This is a genomic window from Mycetocola sp. Y719 (assembly GCF_056713205.1).
In genome coordinates this window covers 907,577-926,960 of the sequence record NZ_JBWYGY010000001.1, presented here as the reverse complement: position 1 = coordinate 926,960, position 19,384 = coordinate 907,577, and the positions used below count along the sequence as shown (strand labels likewise).

Genomic DNA, 19,384 nt, shown 5'->3' with positions numbered 1-19,384 from the left:
TCCCGACGGCTGCGACGCCCGGCCTCCCCGTTGCCAGCAAAGGATGTCCCCTGTGTCAAAACCGGTCGTACTGATCGCCGAAGAACTCTCGCCAGCAACCGTCGACGCCCTCGGGCCCGATTTCGACATCCGCCAGGTGGACGGCACCGACCGGCCGGCACTGCTCGCCTCGCTCGCTGACGCGCACGCCATCCTCGTCCGGTCCGCCACGACGGTCGACGCCGAGGCCCTCGCCGCAGCACCGCAGCTCAAGGTCATTGCACGCGCAGGCGTCGGTCTGGACAACGTCGACATCAAAGCGGCCACCACCGCCGGTGTCATGGTCGTCAACGCCCCCACCTCGAACATCATCTCGGCGGCCGAGCTCACCGTCGGTCACATCCTCAGCCTCGCCCGTCACATCCCGCAGGCGCACAACGCCCTCGCCCAGGGCCAGTGGAAGCGATCGAAGTACACCGGCACCGAGGTCTACGAGAAGACGGTCGGAATCATCGGACTCGGCCGGATCGGCGCCCTCATCACCGCCAGGCTCCAGGCCTTCGGTACGACGATCGTCGCGTACGACCCCTACGTCACGAGCGCTCGCGCCCAGCAGCTCGGCGTTCAGCTGGTCACCCTCGACGAACTCCTCGAGCGCTCAGACTTCATCACCATCCACATGCCGAAGACGCCGGAGACCACCGGCATGATCAGTACCGACCAGTTCGCCCTCATGAAGCCGACGGCCTACATCGTGAACGTCGCCCGTGGCGGCCTCATCGATGAGGATGCTCTCCATGAAGCGCTCATCACCGGAACCATCGCCGGAGCAGGCCTCGACGTCTTCGTCTCCGAACCGCCGACGAACGACGCGCTCCTCGGTCTGCCGAACATCATCGTGACACCGCACCTGGGTGCGTCGACCGACGAAGCGCAGGAGAAGGCCGGTGTGTCAGTGGCCCGTTCCGTGCGACTCGCACTCGGCGGCGAACTCGTCCCTGACGCGGTCAACGTGGCCGGCGGCGTCATCGACCCGTACGTGCGCCCGGGTATCCCGCTGGTCGAGAAGCTCGGCCAGATCTTCGCCTCCCTCGCGCACTCGCCACTCACGAGCGTCGACGTCGAGGTTCACGGTGAACTGAACGACTACGACGTGAGCGTGCTCAAGCTCGCCGCCCTCAAGGGAATCTTCACGAACATCGTCAGCGAGACGGTGTCGTACGTCAACGCGCCTCTGCTCGCCGAACAGCGCGGCATCGTCGTGCGTCTGATCACGGACAGCACGAGCGAGGAGTACCGCAACGTCATCACGCTGCGCGGTGCGCTCAGCGACGGTTCGCAGATCTCGGTGTCCGGCACCCTGACGGGCACCAAGCAGATCGAGAAGCTCGTCGAGATCAACGGTTACGACGTCGAGGTGCCGATCGCGAAGCACCACATCGTCATGCTGTACACCGACCGCCCCGGAATCGTCGCCGTCTACGGTCGTCGCTTCGGCGAGGCATCCATCAACATCGCCGGTATGCAGATCGCCCGACGCGAGGCCGGGGGACAGGCGCTCAGCGTCCTCACCGTCGACTCGCCCGTTCCCGACGCGATCCTCGAGTCGGTCCGGTCGGACATCGACGCGACCGTTCTCCGTGCGATCGAGGTCACCGAGCAGTAACCCGCCGATCGAAACGAAGAGGGCCACCGCGGAATGCGGTGGCCCTCTTGTCGTTCCTGCGTGGTCTAGAGCGTGTCGTCGCGCTCAGCAGTGTTGATGCGAGCCCCTGTGGCCGGGTCGACGCCGCTGCGGGTGGTCGTGACCGACCGGCGCTTCCGTGTGAGGAGCGCGATGCCGATGATGACGACGACGAGTCCGGCTCCCATGAGGATCCAGCCGACCAGGTCGAGGTCGATCCAGTCCACGGTGATGTTGAATGCGAACGTGAGGATCGCACCGACGGCGAACAGAAAAATTCCCAAACCAATACTCATCGTGATTGCTCCCTTTCTGGTGGACATCCACTAGATGTCTGGTGAGATCACACTATGGGCTATTCCCCCCGCGGTGCTAGGGATGCCGTTTTCCGGAGTGTCGGCCTCAGTCTGTGGTAGGCGAGAGCCGGCCGATCATCTCGATCAGGCGGTCGAGCCCCTCCTCGGAGGTGTCGGCGGGATCCGGGGTTCCCATCCCCATCAGGGCCGAGTTGTAGTACAGGCCGTCGCTGATCAGCACGATAGCCCTGGCGAGGGTCGCGTCGCCGACGGCCTCGGTCACGATCTCGAGCCACCTGTTCCTGATGGATGCGAGTGCGTCGCCGGCACGCGGATCAGAGGTCTGAGCCAGGCGGGCGGCGGCGATGAGGGCACGGTCGAATGCAGAGCCGACGTTGACGGACGTGCGGACCATGTAATCGACGACCCCGGCCGGAGCGGCACGCATCAGCGTCACATCCGCTTCGGTGAGCTCAGTCAGGCGTTCGATCAGCCCGGCGGTGAGAGCGTCCTTCGAACCGAAGTGATAGAGCAGCCCGCCTTTGGACACGCCTGCCCTTGCCGCGACGGCATCGAGGGTCGCTCCGCGCTCACCGGACTCGATGAGGAGGTCTTCGAAGGCGACGAGGATGCGATCGCGGGCGGTTTCGGTGCGCGTCATGCGGCCATCGTACCGAGGAGGGGAGGGGCTCACATTGCCACTATACCGTCCAGTCGGTATAGTGAACGGATTGACCATTCGTACCACCCGCAAGGACCTCCTGTGACTCTCCCCGTTCTCGGCGCCCGCCCCGAGACCTCTACCGACCGTGTCGGCGTCCGAGGCTGGGTGGCTCTGGCCGTCCTCATGCTGCCGGTGCTGCTGGTCTCCGTCGACAACACGGTGCTCAACTTCGCCCTCCCGGCCATCTCCGAAGCGCTGACCCCGAGCGGCACATCGCTGCTCTGGATGATCGACATCTACCCGCTCGTCCTGGCCGGTCTCCTGGTCTCCATGGGCAGCCTCGGCGACCGGATCGGGCGCAAGAAGCTCCTCCTCATCGGTTCGGCCGGCTTTGGCGCCGTGTCGGTCGTCGCCGCGTTCGCTCCGTCGATCGAGCTGCTCATCGCCGCCCGCGCTGCCCTCGGCTTCTTCGGCGCCATGCTCATGCCGTCGACCCTCTCACTCATCCGCAGCATCTTCCGGAACCGTGACCAGCGCCGCCTGGCGATCGCGGTCTGGGCGAGCGGATTCGCGGCCGGCAGCGCGCTCGGCCCGGTCATCGGCGGCATCCTGCTGGAGCACCACTGGTGGGGGTCCGTCTTCCTCATCGCCGTTCCTGTCCTCCTGCCCCTGCTCGTCCTGGCGCCGTTCCTCGTGCCGGAGTCACGCGACCCGAACCCGGGCAAGCTGGACCCGACGAGCATCATCCTGTCGCTCGTCACCATGCTCCCCATCGTCTACGGCATCAAGCACGCGGCCACCGACGGTTTCGACCTTCTCGCAATCGCCTGCATCGTGGTCGGCCTCACCGCTGGCGTCCTGTTCGTGCGCAGGCAGATCCGGCTCGAGACTCCGATGCTCGACATGGCGCTGTTCCGCCAGCCCGCGTTCAGCGGTGCCGTGCTCATCAACCTGCTCAGCGTCGTCGCGCTCGTCGGCGGACTGTTCTTCGTCTCCCAGCACCTGCAGCTCGTGCTCGGTCTCTCCCCGCTCGAGTCCGGACTGGCGCTCGTGCCCGGGCTGGTGACCATGATCATCGCCGGGCTCGTCATCGTGCCGATCGCCGCTCGGGTGCGTCCGGCGGTCGTCGTCCCCGTCGCGCTCGCGTTCTCAGCGGTCGGTTATGGCGCGATCGCGCTCACCGGCGGTGACGTGTCCGCTGTCGGCATCGCCATCTGCTTCGTCGCCCTCGGGCTCGGGATCGGTGCCGCAGAGACCGTGTCGAACGAGCTGATCCTCGCCAACGCGCCGATCGACAAGGCCGGTGCGGCATCCGCGGTGTCGGAGACGGCCTACGAACTGGGTGCTGTGCTCGGCACCGCGACCCTGGGCACGATCCTCACCGCCAGCTACCGGAACGCCGTCGTGCTGCCGGGCGGCCTCAGCGCCGAGCAGCAGCATGCGGCATCGGAGACGCTCGGCGGGGCGATCTCCGTGGCAGGGGAGCTGCCGGCGACGGCTGCGACGCAGCTCATCGATTCGGCCAGGCTGGCGTTCGACAGCGGGGTCGGCCTCGCCGCCTGGATCGGGTTCGCCCTCATCGTGACCGCCGGTCTCGTTGCGGCCGTCTCCCTCCGTCGGGTGCGGTAGCCGGCGAAGCACGCACAGTAGGCTGGACGGGTCTGAAACCCACACTCTCTCGAAGATGGAGCGTCCATGTCGCGTCAGGTCAAGCTTGCGGTCATCCCCGGCGACGGGATCGGCCCCGAGGTCATCGCCGAAGCCGTGAAGGTACTGGATGCCGTCACAGCGGGCAGCGATGTCAGCTTCGACAAGACGCAGTTCTCCCTCGGTGCCGCGCGCTTCCTCGAGACGGGCGACGTGCTCACCGACGAAGACCTCGCCGCCATCAGCTCGCACGACGCCATCCTTCTCGGTGCCGTCGGGGGAGTGCCAGGGGACCCTCGACTCGCTCAGGCGAACATCGAACGCGGACTGCTGCTGAAGCTGCGGTTCTCACTCGACCACTACGTCAACCTCCGGCCGACCCGCATCTACCCCGGGGTCCCCAGCCCGCTGTCCGACCCCGGTGACGTCGACTTCGTCGTCGTGCGCGAAGGCACGGAGGGTCCGTACGTCGGGAACGGCGGAGCCATCCGGCAGGGGACAGAGCACGAGGTCGCCAACGAGGTCTCCGTGAACACGGCATACGGTGTCGAGCGGGTCGTCCGGTTCGCGTTCGCGAAGGCATCCGAACGCCGCAACAAGCTGACGCTCGTGCACAAGACGAACGTGCTGACCTTCGCAGGCAGCCTGTGGCAGCGAATCGTGAACGCCGTGGCAGCCGAGTTCCCGGCCGTCACCGTCGATTACCTTCACGTCGACGCTGCGACGATCTTCCTGGTAACGGATCCTGCTAGATTTGACGTCATCGTCACGGACAACCTCTTCGGCGACATTCTCACCGATCTGGCCGGCGCAATCAGCGGCGGCATCGGACTGGCGGCCTCCGGCAACATCAACCCGGACGGCACGTTCCCGAGCATGTTCGAGCCGGTTCATGGTTCAGCTCCCGACATCGCCGGACAACAGGTCGCAGACCCGACCGCCGCCATCCTCTCCGTGGCGCTCCTGCTCGAGCACCTCGGCCTTGCCGACGAATCGGCAGCCGTCACCCGCGCGGTCACCGCAGACATCGCCGCCAGGACAGGCGGTTCCCGCTCGACGGCAACGGTCGGGGATGCGATCGTCGCAGCCATCGGCGCACACTAGATCTCAGCACCCAAAGGAACGAACATGACCCTCGCAACAGGAACAGGCACAGACTCCTTCCCCCTCGCCTTCGAGCAGCGTCCGACGGCAGACGCGGTCGCCGAGGCGCGACGAGAGGAGATCCTCGCCAACCCCGGGTTCGGCAAACACTTCACCGACCACATGGTCGCCATCGACTGGACCGTCGACGAGGGCTGGCACAACGCCCGCGTGCAGCCGTACGGTCCGCTGCAGCTGGACCCGGCGTCGTCGGTGCTCCACTACGGCCAGGAGATCTTCGAGGGGCTCAAGGCCTACCGTCATGCCGACGGATCGGTGTGGACGTTCCGCCCGGGCAAGAACGCCGAGCGGTTCCAGCGGTCGGCCCGGCGCCTCGCGCTGCCCGAGCTGAGCGTCGACGACTTTCTCGAATCGCTCCGCCAGATCGTCGCAGCCGACCTCGACTGGGTGCCCTCCGGCGACGACACGAGTCTGTACCTCCGGCCGTTCATGATCGCCAACGAGTCATTCCTCGGCGTGCGTGCGGCCCAGAAGGTCGGCTACTACGTGATCGCGAGCCCGGCGGGCGCCTACTTCTCCGGCGGTGTGAAGCCGGTGTCGATCTGGCTGTCGACCCAGTACACCCGCGCGGGTCGCGGTGGCACCGGTGCGGCGAAGTGCGGCGGCAACTACGCGGCATCCCTCCTCCCGCAGCAGGAAGCAGCCGAGAACGGCTGCGCCCAGGTTCTCTTCCTCGACGCCGAAACCGGCACCCACATCGAAGAGCTCGGCGGCATGAACATCTTCTTCGTACACAAGGACAAGCGGATCGTCACGCCCGAACTGACCGGCAGCATCCTCGAGGGTGTCACCCGTGACAGCATCATCCAGCTCGCCGAGGACCGCGGGTACACCGTCGAGCAACACGCTGTGACGGTCGAGGAGTGGCGTGCAGGCATGGATTCCGGCGAGATCACCGAGGTGTTCGCCTGCGGCACCGCCGCCGTCATCACTCCGATCGGCGAGCTCAAGACCGCCGAGTACTCGATCGGCGCTGCAGACGCAGAGCCCGGCGAACTGACCATGTCGATCCGCCAGGAACTCACCGACATCCAGTACGGCCGCGTCGAGGATCGGCACGGCTGGCTGGTCCGGCTCGACGCCTGACGCATCGCGACGAATCACATGGTGGACGGAACATCACCCACCCGACCGGTGTCGGGTGACGGTGCCCGCGCCGTCAGGTGGGGCGATGAACTGCGGGCCGTCCACCGGCGCCTGCGTGATGCGCTCGAACTCGCGCGGGAATCGCTCGAGGGGGCAGATCCACCTGGCGATCCCACTGCGGATCTCCTCGTCTACTGCCGGGGTTTCTGCGCCGCGCTCGATGGTCACCACCGGAGCGAGGACTCCGCACTGTTCCCCGAGATCGTCGCCGCCCGACCGGACCTCCAACCGGTGATCGCCAATCTCCGCCAGGATCACAACATGATCGACCATCTCATCCAGGGCCTCCGCGCGGCGATGGACCGTGGGTTGAGCGCTGAGGAGCAGCTCGCGCACCTCGATGGCATCGAAGCCGTGATGGAAACACATTTCCGCTATGAGGAACGCCAGCTGATAGCGGTGCTGGATGCCGTCGTCGAGACCTCGGCAGACCGGAACCGGCTGTTCGGCGAGATCGCCTGACGCTCGCGAGACACACCGGCTAGGCTCGACTCGTGAAAATTGCGCGATTCAGTCATGACGGTGCCATCAACTTCGGAATCATCGACGAGTCCGATCTCGTCGTGCTCGCCGCAGACCCGATGTTCGGTGGTTTCGAGACCACCGGCGAGCGGGTCGCCCTGGCGGATGCGGTGCTCCTCGCCCCGGTCATCCCACGGTCGAAGGTGGTCTGCGTCGGTAAGAACTACGCCGACCACGCCAAGGAAATGGGCGGAGAGGCCCCAGCCGAGCCGCTGCTCTTCCTCAAGCCGAACACGTCGGTGATCGGGCCCAGCGACCGGATCGTGCTGCCCGCCATCTCCGAACGGGTCGAACACGAGGGTGAACTCGCCGTCGTGATCGGCTCTGTGGCGAAGAACGTCCGCCCTGAGGATGCCGAGAGCGTCATCTTCGGCTACACCATCGGCAACGACGTGACCGCACGCGACCTCCAGAAGAAGGACGGCCAGTGGACGCGGGCGAAGGGCTTCGACACGTTCTGCCCCCTCGGCCCTGTCATCGACACGGAGTTCTCCTTCGACGGCGCCACGATCGAGACGCGCGTGAACGGTGAGGTACGCCAGCACGCGCCGCTGTCTGACATGATCCACTCCGTCGCCGACATCATCGCCTATGCGTCGGCCGTCTTCACGTTGCTCCCCGGCGACGTGATCCTCACCGGCACTCCCGCGGGTGTCGGTCCCATCGTCTCCGGAGACACTGTCGAGGTCGCCGTCACCGGACTCGGCATCCTCCGCAACACCGCCGCCTGACGCGGATGACCGCCAGCGGACTCGAGGAGGCGGAGCTCGCCGCCCTGCAGCGACGCACCGTCTGGCTCCTGTCTGCCGGTCAGGTACTCGGCGGGTTCGCCATCGGCGCCACGCTCTCGCTGGGCGCCCTCCTCGCCGCTGACATCTCCGGCTCGGACGCGTGGTCCGGGATGGCCGCAACGATGTCGACTCTCGGCGCGGCCATTGCGGCGATCCCGCTGGCCCGACTCGCCGTTCGCCGCGGACGGAGGGTCGCGCTGAGCACGGGGGCGCTGGTCTCCGCGCTCGGTGCCGCGCTCACCATCGTGGCGGCATCCGTTCGCAGCTTCCCTCTCCTGCTGCTCGCCCTCGCCCTGATCGGCACAGGCGCCGCCGTCGGCCTGCAGGCACGATTCGCCGCCACAGACCTGGCCACCGACCGTACCCGCGGCCGTGACCTCTCGATCGTCGTCTGGGCCACCACGCTCGGCGCCGTCGTCGGCCCGAACCTCCTCGAACCGGGAGACGCTGTCGGCCGGATCTTCGGGCTCGTGCCGCTCAGCGGCCCCTTCCTGTTCGGCATCACCGCCCAGGTGCTTGCCGCAGCCGTCTACCTGCTCGCCCTCCGGCCTGACCCGCTCCTCACGGCGCGGGCGCTCGGCGCAACGGCGGATGCCTCGGCGAAGCCAGCGGTGGCCGCCCACGAGTCCCGCGCGAGGGAACGCTTCGCGATCCTCACCGTGGCGCTCAGCCATGCGACCATGGTCGCCGTGATGTCGATGACGCCGGTGCACCTGCTGCACCACGGGGCGACCCTCACCATCATCGGGCTCACCATCAGCCTGCACGTCGCCGGCATGTTCGCGCTGTCGCCCGTCTTCGGCATCCTCGCCGACCGGCTGGGCCGGATCCCGATCATCCTGCTCGGCCAGGGACTGTTCGCAGCCGCGCTCGTCACCATCGCGATCGGCGCCGAGGCCGCCGCTGCGGTCACCGTCGGGCTCATCCTGCTCGGCCTCGGCTGGAGTGCGTCGACCGTGGCCGGTTCGGCGCTCGTCACCGAATCGACGGCTCCGCTCCGGCGGCCGCGGGTGCAGGGCATCACCGACACCTTGATGAACCTGTCCGGCGCCGTCGGGGGAGCACTCGCGGGGCCGACGCTCGCCCTCATCGGCTTCGGCGGACTGGCCGTCGCCGGCAGTGGTTTCGTCGCTGTCGTCGTGGTCGGTGCCATCGTCGTCTCGCGGCGGCCACCGACCCTCGTGCCGCGCAACGGCTAGGATTGCCGGTGATGTCAACCGCAACTTCTTCCCTCTTCTCAACGGCCACCGGCAGCGACGTTCGCGTCCGATTCTGCCCGTCTCCGACCGGTACGCCTCACGTCGGGCTGATCCGCACCGCCCTGTTCAACTGGGCATATGCGCGGCACACGGGAGGCAAGCTGATCTTCCGGATCGAAGACACGGATGCCGCCCGCGACAGCGAGGAAAGCTACGGTCTGATCATCGAGGCCCTGCGCTGGTTGAAGCTCGACTGGGACGAGGGCGAGGGCGCAGGGGGAGACCACGGGCCGTACCGCCAGTCACAGCGCTCGGACATCTACCGCGGCGTGATCGACCGGTTGATGGAGGCCGGGCACGTTTACGAGAGCTTTTCGAACGCCGAGGAGATCGACGAACGCAACGCCGCCGCCGGCCGGCCCAAGCAGTTCGGTTACGACAACTTCGACCGCGACCTCACCGACGAGCAGAAGGCCGCCTACCGTGCAGAAGGCCGCCAGCCCGCACTGCGGCTCAAGGTTCCGGACACCGACCTCAGCTTCGACGACCTCGTCCGCGGTGAGATCACTTTCCCGGCCGGTTCGTTCACCGACTTCGTCGTCGTGCGCCCCAACGGGCACCCGCTCTACCCGTTCGTGAACCCGGTCGACGACGCGCTGATGGGGATCACCCACGTGCTCCGCGGAGAGGATCTCCTGCCGTCGACCCCGCGCCAGATCGCGCTGTACCACGCGCTCATCGACATCGGGCTGACCACCTTCGTTCCCCGCTTCGGCCACCTGCCCTACGTCATGGGCGACGGCAACAAGAAGTTGTCGAAGCGTGACCCGGAATCGAACCTGTTCCACCACCGGGACCGCGGGTTCATCCCCGAGGGCCTCGTCAACTACCTGGCCCTCCTCGGCTGGGGGCTGTCCGCCGACCGCGACGTGTTCTCGCTCGACGAGATGGTCGACGCCTTCGACGTCGTCAACGTCAATCCGAGCCCCGCACGGTTCGACCTCAAGAAGGCCGAGTCGATCAACGGAGACCACATCCGCCTGCTCGATGTCGCCGACTTCGCCGAACGAACGATTCCGTATCTCGTGACCGAAGGCATCCTCACTGAGCCGCTCAGCGATGACCAGCGCGCGATTCTCACCGCGGCGGCGCCGCTCGTGCAGGAACGCATCGGCCTGCTCGGTGAAGCGCCGGGGATGCTCGGCTTCCTCTTCACGGATGCCGCAGGCATCGAGTACCAGGACGACGCGCTGAAGAGCCTCCCGCAGAACGCCGACGAGGTGCTCACGGCATCCGTTGCTGCGCTCGATGCGATCGCCGACGCGGACTGGAACCACGAGAGCGTGCAGGCGTCCCTCGCCGCGACGCTCATCGAGGGAATCGGGCTCAAGCCGCGGATCGCCTACGGCCCACTCCGGGTCGCGGTCTCCGGTCGCCGCGTCTCGCCGCCGCTGTTCGAATCGATGGACATCCTGGGCAAGACGGACACGCTTGCGCGTCTGTCGCGACTGTCGGCGCACCTGGCCGCATGACCGCGCCGGTCGATGTCGTCGTCGTCGGCGGGGGACCGGCCGGCCTTTCGGCTGCCCTGAACCTGGTCCGGGCGCGCCAGCGCGTGCTGGTGCTCGACGGCAACCGCCCGCGGAACGCCGCCACCCTGCACTCGCACGGATTCCTCACCCGCGACGGTGTCTCGCCGCTTGAGCTCCGTCGGATGGGCCGCGATGAGGTTACGTCGTATTCCGATGCAGAGGTGCAGTTCGCCCTCGTCGACAGCGTGACGGCGGTTGACGGCGGATTCCGCGTCACGGCATCCGGAGTGCGTGGTGCTCCCGACCGTGACGTCACCACGACGCGCGTGCTCGTGGCTGCCGGGCTCCGCGAGACTTTGCCGTCGATCGGCAACCTGCGCGCCTACTATGGCACCGCGCTGCACAGCTGTTACGAGTGCGACGGCTACGAGAAGGCCGGCGAGGCGCTGGCGGTAATCGGAGAGACCGACGACCTCGTCGAGCGTGCCCTGATGGTCGCGGTGTGGAGCGACGACATCATCGTCTTCACCAACGGGGTCGCAACCGTGACCGACGACGACGAACGGATGCTCGCTGCGCGCGGCATCCCGGTGGAGCGACGCGTCGTGGCCGAGATCGTCGGCGACCGGGGTGAGCTCACCGGCCTGCGACTCGAAGATGGTGAGGTCGTGCCGCGCACTGCCGGTTTCGTGCGACCGCGCTGGACGGCCGCACTGGACTACCTCGACGCCCTGGGCGCCGACACCGACGAGGACGGCCTGCTCATCGTGGACGCCGCCGGGCGCACGTCGATTCCCGGCCTATATGCCGCTGGCGACATCACTCCGCCGGGGCCTGAGCAGCTCATTGTGGCCGCGGGGGAGGGCGCTCAGGTGTCCGCGACGATCATCCGTGACACGGTCTTCGCTGAGGCCCGCTCAATTTGAGAGTGAGCCGCCGGTAGGCTACAGTTGACACTCGGCCGGGGCAATGCTTTTGGCCATTGGGGTATGGTGTAATTGGCAACACGGATGATTCTGGTTCATTTGTTCTTGGTTCGAGTCCAGGTACCCCAGCAGTGAAAACCTCCGCTTCGGCGGGGGTTTTTTGTTTACCTAATCCGCTTCTCCACCGGGTTTCTGGTCACGGCGGTGTCAGGCAACAAATCCCGCAGCCGCGCGGTTCTACGCAAGCCCTGATGAGGTTCGCTTTGTTCGGCGGGATCACCTATACCTGGGTGTCATCAACTCGATTTCCCTCAGACCGCGGCGTCATTCCTGCCGCTGAGTAGATCTCGTCGATCAGCCGCATGTGTTCCACCGCAGAGTCGGGTCCGGTTCGCACGGGCACCGTATCCCTGACCGCATCCCGGAACGCTTCAAGTTGGTACGAGTAGGTGGAACGCGTCTCGGTGCTCTCGGCGCGACGGCCTTGGGTGCCGTTCACTCTGATGCGGGTACCCATCTGCGGATGGTAGGGGAATGAGACGCGGATAGAGCCAGCCTCGCCAACGATCTCCATTCCCATCGAGATAAGGGTGCGGGACCAGATGGACGACACGATCTCGCCCGTCACGCCCCCCTCAAACTGCAAGGTCGCCTCCATACGGCGATCAATGTCGCCGCGGCGCCACGCCTGCGCGCGCTGTACGACCGGTGAAGAGCCGAACAGCTCGGTCAGGGCGCGGACGGGGTAATAGCCGACATCCAGCAGTCCGCCTCCGCCGAGGGACGTATCCCAGCGGATGTCTCGGCCGGGTGGGATGGGTACGCAGAACACGGCTCGCGCGGACTTCGTGCCGCCGATCTCGCCGGACGCGAGTATCTCTCGCAACCGTCCGTACAGTGGGTGGAAGTGCGAGTGGTAGGCCTCCATGACGACCCGGTTCGAACCTACGAATGCTTCTGCAACTCGCTGCGCTGCTGCCCCGTTGCTCGCGAACGGCTTCTCGCATAGCACGTGCTTGCCAGCGGCCATCGCGGCGATCGTCCACTTCGCGTGCAGGGAAGCGGGCAGCGGGATGTATACGGCGTCTATCTCCGGATCGGCGAGCAGTTCGTCATAGGACGCGTGCACCTGCGGGATGCCGTGCTTCTTGGCATAGTCGGTCGCACGGGCCCGATCGCGGGCCGCGATCGATGCGATCTCGACTCCTGGCATTCCCTGGGATGGTGTGAGAAGCGCACCCTTGACGATACGCGCTGCGCCGAGCACCCCGATCCGCACCGGGGCGTCGGGAGTCACGAGTGAATCCGTCTCGAGTAGCGCTGCCGGGATCCCATCGCCAGCCTAGGCAGACTCTCCCGGTATCACCCTGAGGCCCATGTCGGTGAAGGGTGGTGCATCTTCTCTGCCGAGCGCGGCGAGTGCCGCCGCGACGTTGCTCTGGGCTACCGCCGTGAGGTCCAGGCCAACGGTTGTGAGTCGCGGCTCAGTCACGTGCGATAGCGGGGTGTTGTCCATCCCGATAAGTCCAATGTCTGTGGGAACCCGCCATCCACGACGGGTGATCGCCGTGAGGAGCGTGATGGCGACGTCGTCGTTGTAGCAAGCGATGCCGTAACCGGGCTCGAGACCCTCGAGCGCGGCGCTTGCCTGGTCCCGGTCGATTCCGAGGCTGATGACAGCGGGCGCGGGGAGTCCTGCCTCCTCGCACGCGTCGCGGACGGCGACTTCGCGGTCCGTTCCGAAAGGATCCTGTCGGCTGTCGTGGAGGTGAGCGAACGCGAGGCGCTGGAAACCGCGTTCTATGAGGTGCTCCGCCTGGATTCGCCCAATTTTGTAATTCAGGTCTTCTCCGCTCGAAGTATCGAATCCGGGAACGTCGCGTTCCGCGAGCACCTGCCGCTCGGCATCCGTAAAGGGCTGGAGGGAGAGGACGGCGCGGGGCAGCATGCCGGCGAGGACACGGTCGAGAGACGTCGGTGACTGCGTCGACAGGCGCAGAACCAGAGTCAGTCCCTTCTCCGCGAGCAGGTCGGTGACGGTTTCATAGATGTCCTGCAGATTGCCGCCGAAAGTCGTGTTGGGGATGAGTGCGATGATGAAGTCGCTCGAACCTTGACGTAGCATCCGTCCAGCTGCCGATGGTTCGTAGCCGAGTTCCTTCGCCGCTCGCAGCACTCGCTCGGCGGTGTCAGCGGCGAACCGATTGCCGTGTCCGTTGAGAACCTGGCTCACTGTGGCGCGCGACAATCCTGCGTGCCGAGCCACATCTGCACTTGTCGTCGCCATTAGCCACCTCGTTCTGCGTCGTTGATGAGAGCCTACGGGATTGTCTCGTGACAATCGAGAGTTGACACGTGATAATTGGCTGTGTTCTACTGAGTTGTCACGTGGTAACGAACTGTGAGCTGCACTGCAACAACCCATGTGACAAGCCGGATGCCCCGGCCCAAGACAAAGGAGTCATCATGTCGGATAACCCAAACGCACCGACGGTGCCAGGCGCTTCAACCTCGCCTGCCCAGCAGGCACTTGCTGCTGATACGCGCGCGGAGAACACGGCCACGGGAGCGATCCGTACGCCCGTGAAGGCGAAGTACATCACTTTCCTGCTGCTGGCGATGTTCGGTGCTTACGTCGCGCTGGTCGCACCTATCGGTATTTCACTCGCATTGCGTGTTCAGGAGCTGGCGCCGGCGAACGTCGAGGTGCTCGGCTACATCATCGGTATTGCCGCAATTGTGACCACGATCACCGGTCCGCTCATGGGCCTCTGGAGTGACCGCACACGATCGCGGTTTGGCCGGCGTCGTCAGTTCGCGCTCGGTGGCGCGATCGTCGGTTTCATCGGGCTCGCGGTGGTCGCCTCTGCCAGCGGCATTCCGGTTCTGATCGTGGGCTGGATCATCACTTCCGCGGGGTGGAGCACCGCGATGAACTCCCTGATCCAATCGCAGGCTGATCGACTGCCTGAAGTTCAGTACGGGCGAGTCGCTGGTATGACCGGGTTCGTTCAGATGGTTGCGCCGGTCGTCGGTGTCGGCCTTGCCAGCGCGTTCATCGGCAACAACTTCCTCGTCTTCCTCGTACCGGGCGCGGTCGGGCTTCTGGCGATGCTTGCATGGTTCGCCTTTGTCCCCGAGCGCGACACCCGCGACCTCGATTTCCCCGACCGGATGAGCACAGGCAAGGTCCTCAGGAGCATGGTTTTCAAGCCGAGTGACTACCCCGACTTCGCTTGGAACTGGCTCGCACGTCTCCTGTTCATGACCGGCGTGACGTTCTCCACCACGTTCACCTCTCTGTTCTTTGCCTCGCGGCTCAGCGAAGGCGGACAGGTCGCTGACATCGGCGGCATCATCGTCATCCTTTCGCTCGTGAGCCTCGCAGTCACCGGGGTCGGAGCGCTCCTCGGTGGAATCCTGTCTGACAAGCTCGGACGTCGAAAGATCTTCGTCCTCGGTTCCGGCATCGTCTACACCATCGGCGCAATCACGCTCGCGTTTGGGGGCAGCGACTTCGCCGTTCTCCTCGTGGGATCTGCCCTGACCGGTCTCGCCCTGGGCGTGTTCTCGTCCGTCGACCAGGCGCTCGTTCTGAACGTCCTTCCTGAGAAGGACACGGACGCCGGCCGGTTCCTCGGCATCAACGGCTACTCGACGTCGATCGCGCAGGGCTTCGCACCGCTGGCCGCCGCCCCGCTGATCCTGATCGGCGTAAGCGGAGACGAAAAGAACTATGGCCTTCTCTTCCTCATCGCCGCGGTCCTCACGATCATCGCCGGAATCATGGTGCAGTGGAAGGTCAAGAGCGTCCGCTGAACACCGCCAGATGTTCCCTTGCCACTGACTTGGAGCTGAACCATGACGACGACTCTTTTCACCGACGGATGGACCTTCCACCGCACCGGCGAGGATACGGGCATCCCCGTCCGCCTTCCTCACGACGCGATGATCGGCGAGCCGCGGTCAGCGGATGCCGGCACCGACAACCACGGCGGTTTCTTCGCCGGCGGTACGTATGTGTACCGCAAACGGTGGACGGCTCCCGTGAACGCAGGGGAGCGGTCGTACCAGCTCACGTTCGAGGGCGTCTACGGTACGACCCGCGTCGTCGTGGACAGACAGGAGATCGGACGCAGCGACAGCCCGTACCGGGAGTTCAGCGTTCCCCTGGACGGGATCGTGCCCGGGGAGTCGGTGCTGATCGAAGTGGAAGTCGACAACCGGAACGTGCCGAACAGTCGCTGGTACACCGGGTCGGGCATCTACCGCCCCGTGTGGCTGGAGTCGGCGGGAGCCGTCAGCATTTCGCGAGATGGCGTTCGCCTGGTGACTCGAGCCGTCGGTCACAGCAGTGGGGGCGCGGCCGTCGATGTGGAGGTACACGTCGACGGCCCGATCCCGGCATCCGCCGAGGTCGTCATCGAGTTTGAATGTGACGGACAGCTTGCTGCGCGCCGCAAGACGTCTATCTCGGATGCGGTGGCCCGCCTGACTATCCCGATTCCCGATGCGCGACTCTGGTCAGCGGAGCATCCTCACCTGTATGACGTGCGAGTGAGCGCTTCTGCCGACGGTGAGACACTCGACGAACGTCTCATCCGCACCGGGCTTCGCACGGTCGAGGTCGACGCTCGGCAGGGCCTCCGTGTCAATGGTGAGAAAGTTCTCCTCCGGGGCGCGGCGGTGCACCACGACAATGGACCGCTCGGTGCTGCAACGTGGACCGATGCTGAGCGCCGGCGGGCCCGGCTGCTCAAAGCGGCCGGGTACAACGCGATTCGCAGCGCGCACAACCCGCTTTCGAGGGCGTTCCTCGATGCCTGCGATGAGTTCGGGCTGTATGTCATGGACGAGCTCACCGATGTCTGGTTCGGGCAAAAGACTCCCCACGACGGCGCGGAGCGGTTCCGTGACGAATGGCGTGCGGATGCTGCCGCGATGATCGCCACTGACCGGAACAGGCCATCGGTGATCATGTATTCGATCGGTAACGAGATAGCCGAGTCCGCCATCGCAACCGGCGTCGCCCTCGCCAGCGAGATCCAGGCGTTCTTCACTGAGGTCGACCCGACCCGTCCGACGACGATCGCCGTCAACCCGCTGCTGGCCATGATGGCCGCCCGGGCCAAACCCGGCAGCGCAGGCCAAACCCCTCCCGAGCGGACACCTGCCACCAGTACCGCGGCGAACATGCTTGCTGCCAAGCTCGGTCGGATGATGGTGCTTGCGTCCACGCTGCCTGCCGCCGACAAGGCCACGCGCGGCATCTTTGAACGTGTCGACATTGCCGGGTACAACTACGGCTACGCCAGCTACCGGCGCGCGCGGAAGCGTTACCCGGACCGCGTCATCGTCGGCACCGAGTCGATGCCTGGGGACCTGCCCGCTATCTGGAAGCGCGTGACCTCGGTCCCAGGAGTGATCGGTGACTTCGGCTGGACCGGGTGGGACTACCTGGGCGAAGTCGGCCTCGGATTCTGGTCGTATGGCCGCGAACCGGGCGGGATCGCCAAGCCGTACCCGGGTATCCTCGCCGGCTGCGGTGTGTTCGACATCACGGGTGCACCGACTGCGACGCTGCTGCTCGCTCAGGCGGTGTGGCGCATCACTGATCGTCCCGGCATCGCCGTAAGACCGCTTGACCGTGCAGGCCAGCGTGCCAATAGGAGTCCGTGGTTGTCCACGGATGCCCTGACCACCTGGTCGTGGCGTGGGGTCACCGGAACAGCCGAGGTCGAGGTCTATTCGGCCGAAGATCAGGTTGAGCTGATCCTGAATGGCCGGTCACTGGGCCGACGACCGGCCGGTCCGAAGCGAGGCTTCGTCGCCCGCTTCCGCACCCCGTACGAACCGGGCGAGATCGTCGCGGTCGCCTACCGAAACGGACAGGAGACCGGCCGCGCCAGCCTGCGCTCCGCCCAGCAACCGCGACTGCGTTTGCGCGCAGAGACCGACGAGTTACAGGGTGCCGATGCCCTCGCCTACGTGTGGATCGAGCTCGCTGACGAAGACGGGATCGTCGACGCGGCATCCGTCGATCGTGTCTCGGTGAGCGTTTCGGGCCCCGGCGTTCTCGCCGCGCTCGGCAGCGCCGCACCCTCCACCACAGAGAACTTCGTCGACGCTGTACACACCACCTACCGAGGCCGGGCACTCGCAATCGTGCGCGCCACAGGGCAGGCCGGTGAGGTCCACGTGCGCGTGACCTCGACTCGGCTCGGCGAACAATCGCTGATCCTACAAACGACCGTCGCCAACCAGAACCTCGGCACGGCCGAGCCGGCCCTCCGAGGGAGCCACAGATGACCGCCCCAATTCTCTCCGGCTTCTACCCGGATCCGTCCATTTGTCGCGTCGGCGAGACGTACTACCTCATCAACTCCAGCTTCGAGTACCTGCCCGGTATCCCGATACACAGCAGCGCAGACCTGCTGACCTGGACTCCGGTCGGAAATGCACTGACCCGCGCCAACCAGATCGCCGAGCACGAAGGCTATCCGAGCGCCGGCATCTTTGCCCCGACTATCCGCCATCACAACGGGCGATTCTGGATCATCGGCACCAACGTCAACGAGATTCCCAACGGACGCGGCCATTTCCTCATCCATGCCGAGAACCCGGAAGGCCCGTACTCGGATCCCGTCCACATCACCGGCGCCATTGGCATCGATCCAGACATCGCCTGGGACGACGACGGCACCGCCCACGTGACCTGGTGCTCGCTGAGCCCCGACCTGCCCGGCATCCAGTCTGCCCCCATCAACACGGAAACCGGGGCGATGCTGGAGAATCCACGACCGCTCTGGCAGGGGACCGGACTCGCCTTTCCGGAAGGACCCCACCTCTATCGCATCCACGGTTGGTGGTACCTGCTCTTGGCCGAAGGCGGCACCGAACGCGGGCACGCGGCGACGATCGCTCGCGCCCGAACCCTCGACGGTCCGTTCGAACCGGCGCCCGACAACCCGTTCCTCAGCCACCGAAGCCTGGCCCACCCGGTGCAGAACACCGGCCACGCAGATCTCATCGAACTGGCCGACGGCACATGGGCCGCCGTGTACCTAGGGGTCCGCCCGCGGGGTCAGTCACCAAGCTTCCACGTCAACGGCCGCGAGTCGTTCCTGGCCGGGATCAACTGGGTCGACGGTTGGCCTGTCGTGAACGAATCCCGTTTCTCGGTTCCGTCGGCGGACCGTTCGTTCCACGATCGGTTCGACACGCCGGATCTCAACGCCCGGTGGCTGGGGGTCGGGCGCTTCCCTGAATCGTTTACCCGTCCTGCGGATGGCGGAGGTCTCGTGATCGACGCGGATGCCGGGCCTGGCAAGGCGATCCTGGCAGCGCGTGCGACGGACGTCGTCTGGACCGCGTCGGCCCAGTTGCAGCCCATCGCGGATGGTGCCGTGGGCAGATTCGTGCTGCGAGTCGACGATCACCACTGGTACGGCCTGACGTATGACGGCTCAGTTGTCGAAGCGACGGTAGCGATCGGCCCGATCGTGCACGCCATGGGACGCTGGGACGTGCCCGCTGCGACCGTGCCTACACTGCGCATCAGCGCCAAGGCCCCTCACGTTTTGCCTCACGGGGTATCGATGGAGCCGGACCTGGTCGAGCTGGCGGTCGCGGGTGCTGGCGCGGAGCACATCTTCGGCGCTTTCGACGGGCGTTACCTGTCAACCGAGGTCGCCGGAGGGTTCACCGGGCGGGTCTTCGGTGTTGAAGCGCTGACCGGCCAGATCCGCGTGCACTCCATCCAGTACGCGGCCGACCCCGGCACGACCTCAGCAGCCTGAGCATCCTTTTCCGCATCTGTAACGGCCGCGGACCA

The 19,384-nt window shown here is 66.0% G+C and carries 16 protein-coding genes and 1 tRNA gene; 13 read left to right on the top strand and 4 right to left on the bottom strand.

Features of this window, described 5'->3' with window-relative positions:
* Positions 1 to 52: 52 nt before the first annotated feature.
* Positions 53 to 1,645, top strand: a complete 1,593-nt coding sequence (serA, locus tag AC1M0F_RS04285) for a phosphoglycerate dehydrogenase (RefSeq protein WP_480236953.1) — start codon at positions 53 to 55, stop codon at positions 1,643 to 1,645.
* Positions 1,646 to 1,710: 65 nt separating this feature from the next.
* On the opposite strand, the gene AC1M0F_RS04280 is transcribed toward serA, so the two are convergent.
* Both AC1M0F_RS04280 and AC1M0F_RS04275 read right to left on the bottom strand, forming a co-directional pair.
* Positions 1,711 to 1,959 (bottom strand): DUF6458 family protein, encoded by a 249-nt coding sequence (locus tag AC1M0F_RS04280; protein WP_480236952.1) that lies wholly within the window; start codon positions 1,957 to 1,959, stop codon positions 1,711 to 1,713.
* Positions 1,960 to 2,065: 106 nt separating this feature from the next.
* Positions 2,066 to 2,620, bottom strand: a complete 555-nt coding sequence (locus AC1M0F_RS04275; protein ID WP_480236951.1) for a TetR/AcrR family transcriptional regulator — start codon at positions 2,618 to 2,620, stop codon at positions 2,066 to 2,068.
* Positions 2,621 to 2,722: 102 nt separating this feature from the next.
* Here AC1M0F_RS04275 and AC1M0F_RS04270 point away from each other — a divergent pair, with 102 nt between their 5' ends.
* The 9 genes from AC1M0F_RS04270 to AC1M0F_RS04230 all read left to right on the top strand — a co-directional run bounded on the left by AC1M0F_RS04270 (position 2,723) and on the right by AC1M0F_RS04230 (position 11,679).
* Positions 2,723 to 4,252 carry an MFS transporter gene (locus tag AC1M0F_RS04270; protein ID WP_480236950.1) on the top strand — a complete coding sequence of 510 codons (1,530 nt, stop codon included), beginning with the start codon at positions 2,723 to 2,725 and terminating at the stop codon, positions 4,250 to 4,252.
* A 66-nt stretch (positions 4,253 to 4,318) separates the two neighbouring features.
* A complete protein-coding gene (locus tag AC1M0F_RS04265; protein ID WP_480236949.1) occupies positions 4,319 to 5,374 on the top strand; it encodes a 3-isopropylmalate dehydrogenase in 1,056 nt (351 codons plus the stop codon).
* A gap of 24 nt (positions 5,375 to 5,398) precedes the next feature.
* Positions 5,399 to 6,520, top strand: coding sequence for a branched-chain amino acid aminotransferase (locus AC1M0F_RS04260; RefSeq protein WP_480236948.1), 1,122 nt, complete (start codon positions 5,399 to 5,401; stop codon positions 6,518 to 6,520).
* Positions 6,521 to 6,538: 18 nt separating this feature from the next.
* Positions 6,539 to 7,042, top strand: coding sequence for a hemerythrin domain-containing protein (locus AC1M0F_RS04255; protein ID WP_480236947.1), 504 nt, complete (start codon positions 6,539 to 6,541; stop codon positions 7,040 to 7,042).
* 32 nt (positions 7,043 to 7,074) lie between these two features.
* Positions 7,075 to 7,833 (top strand): fumarylacetoacetate hydrolase family protein, encoded by a 759-nt coding sequence (locus AC1M0F_RS04250; protein ID WP_480236946.1) that lies wholly within the window; start codon positions 7,075 to 7,077, stop codon positions 7,831 to 7,833.
* 5 nt (positions 7,834 to 7,838) lie between these two features.
* Positions 7,839 to 9,092 carry an MFS transporter gene (locus AC1M0F_RS04245; protein ID WP_480236945.1) on the top strand — a complete coding sequence of 418 codons (1,254 nt, stop codon included), beginning with the start codon at positions 7,839 to 7,841 and terminating at the stop codon, positions 9,090 to 9,092.
* 11 nt (positions 9,093 to 9,103) lie between these two features.
* Positions 9,104 to 10,624: a glutamate--tRNA ligase gene (gene gltX, locus AC1M0F_RS04240; RefSeq protein WP_480236944.1), complete on the top strand. Its 1,521-nt coding sequence runs from the start codon at positions 9,104 to 9,106 to the stop codon at positions 10,622 to 10,624.
* The gene (locus AC1M0F_RS04235) at positions 10,621 to 11,550 is read left to right on the top strand and encodes an NAD(P)/FAD-dependent oxidoreductase (protein WP_480236943.1); all 930 of its coding nucleotides are present in this window, start codon (positions 10,621 to 10,623) and stop codon (positions 11,548 to 11,550) included. The genes gltX and AC1M0F_RS04235 overlap by 4 nt, the downstream gene beginning before the upstream one ends.
* Positions 11,551 to 11,607: 57 nt before the next feature.
* Positions 11,608 to 11,679: transfer RNA gene (locus AC1M0F_RS04230), tRNA-Gln, on the top strand.
* 151 nt (positions 11,680 to 11,830) lie between these two features.
* On the opposite strand, the gene AC1M0F_RS04225 is transcribed toward AC1M0F_RS04230, so the two are convergent.
* Both AC1M0F_RS04225 and AC1M0F_RS04220 read right to left on the bottom strand, forming a co-directional pair.
* Positions 11,831 to 12,847, bottom strand: coding sequence for a Gfo/Idh/MocA family protein (locus AC1M0F_RS04225; RefSeq protein ID WP_480236942.1), 1,017 nt, complete (start codon positions 12,845 to 12,847; stop codon positions 11,831 to 11,833).
* A gap of 45 nt (positions 12,848 to 12,892) precedes the next feature.
* On the bottom strand, positions 12,893 to 13,837 hold the full coding sequence (locus AC1M0F_RS04220) for a LacI family DNA-binding transcriptional regulator (RefSeq protein WP_480236941.1): 945 nt from the start codon (positions 13,835 to 13,837) through the stop codon (positions 12,893 to 12,895).
* A 179-nt stretch (positions 13,838 to 14,016) separates the two neighbouring features.
* On the opposite strand from AC1M0F_RS04220, the gene AC1M0F_RS04215 reads away from it, so the two are divergent.
* The 3 genes from AC1M0F_RS04215 to AC1M0F_RS04205 are packed head-to-tail and all read left to right on the top strand — an operon-like array spanning position 14,017 to position 19,349.
* Positions 14,017 to 15,369 carry an MFS transporter gene (locus AC1M0F_RS04215; protein WP_480236940.1) on the top strand — a complete coding sequence of 451 codons (1,353 nt, stop codon included), beginning with the start codon at positions 14,017 to 14,019 and terminating at the stop codon, positions 15,367 to 15,369.
* Between the two features lie 42 nt (positions 15,370 to 15,411).
* On the top strand, positions 15,412 to 17,859 hold the full coding sequence (locus AC1M0F_RS04210; RefSeq protein WP_480236939.1) for a glycoside hydrolase family 2 TIM barrel-domain containing protein: 2,448 nt from the start codon (positions 15,412 to 15,414) through the stop codon (positions 17,857 to 17,859).
* Positions 17,856 to 19,349, top strand: coding sequence for a glycoside hydrolase family 43 protein (locus AC1M0F_RS04205; protein WP_480236938.1), 1,494 nt, complete (start codon positions 17,856 to 17,858; stop codon positions 19,347 to 19,349). The genes AC1M0F_RS04210 and AC1M0F_RS04205 overlap by 4 nt, the downstream gene beginning before the upstream one ends.
* The last annotated feature ends 35 nt before the right edge of the window (positions 19,350 to 19,384 follow it).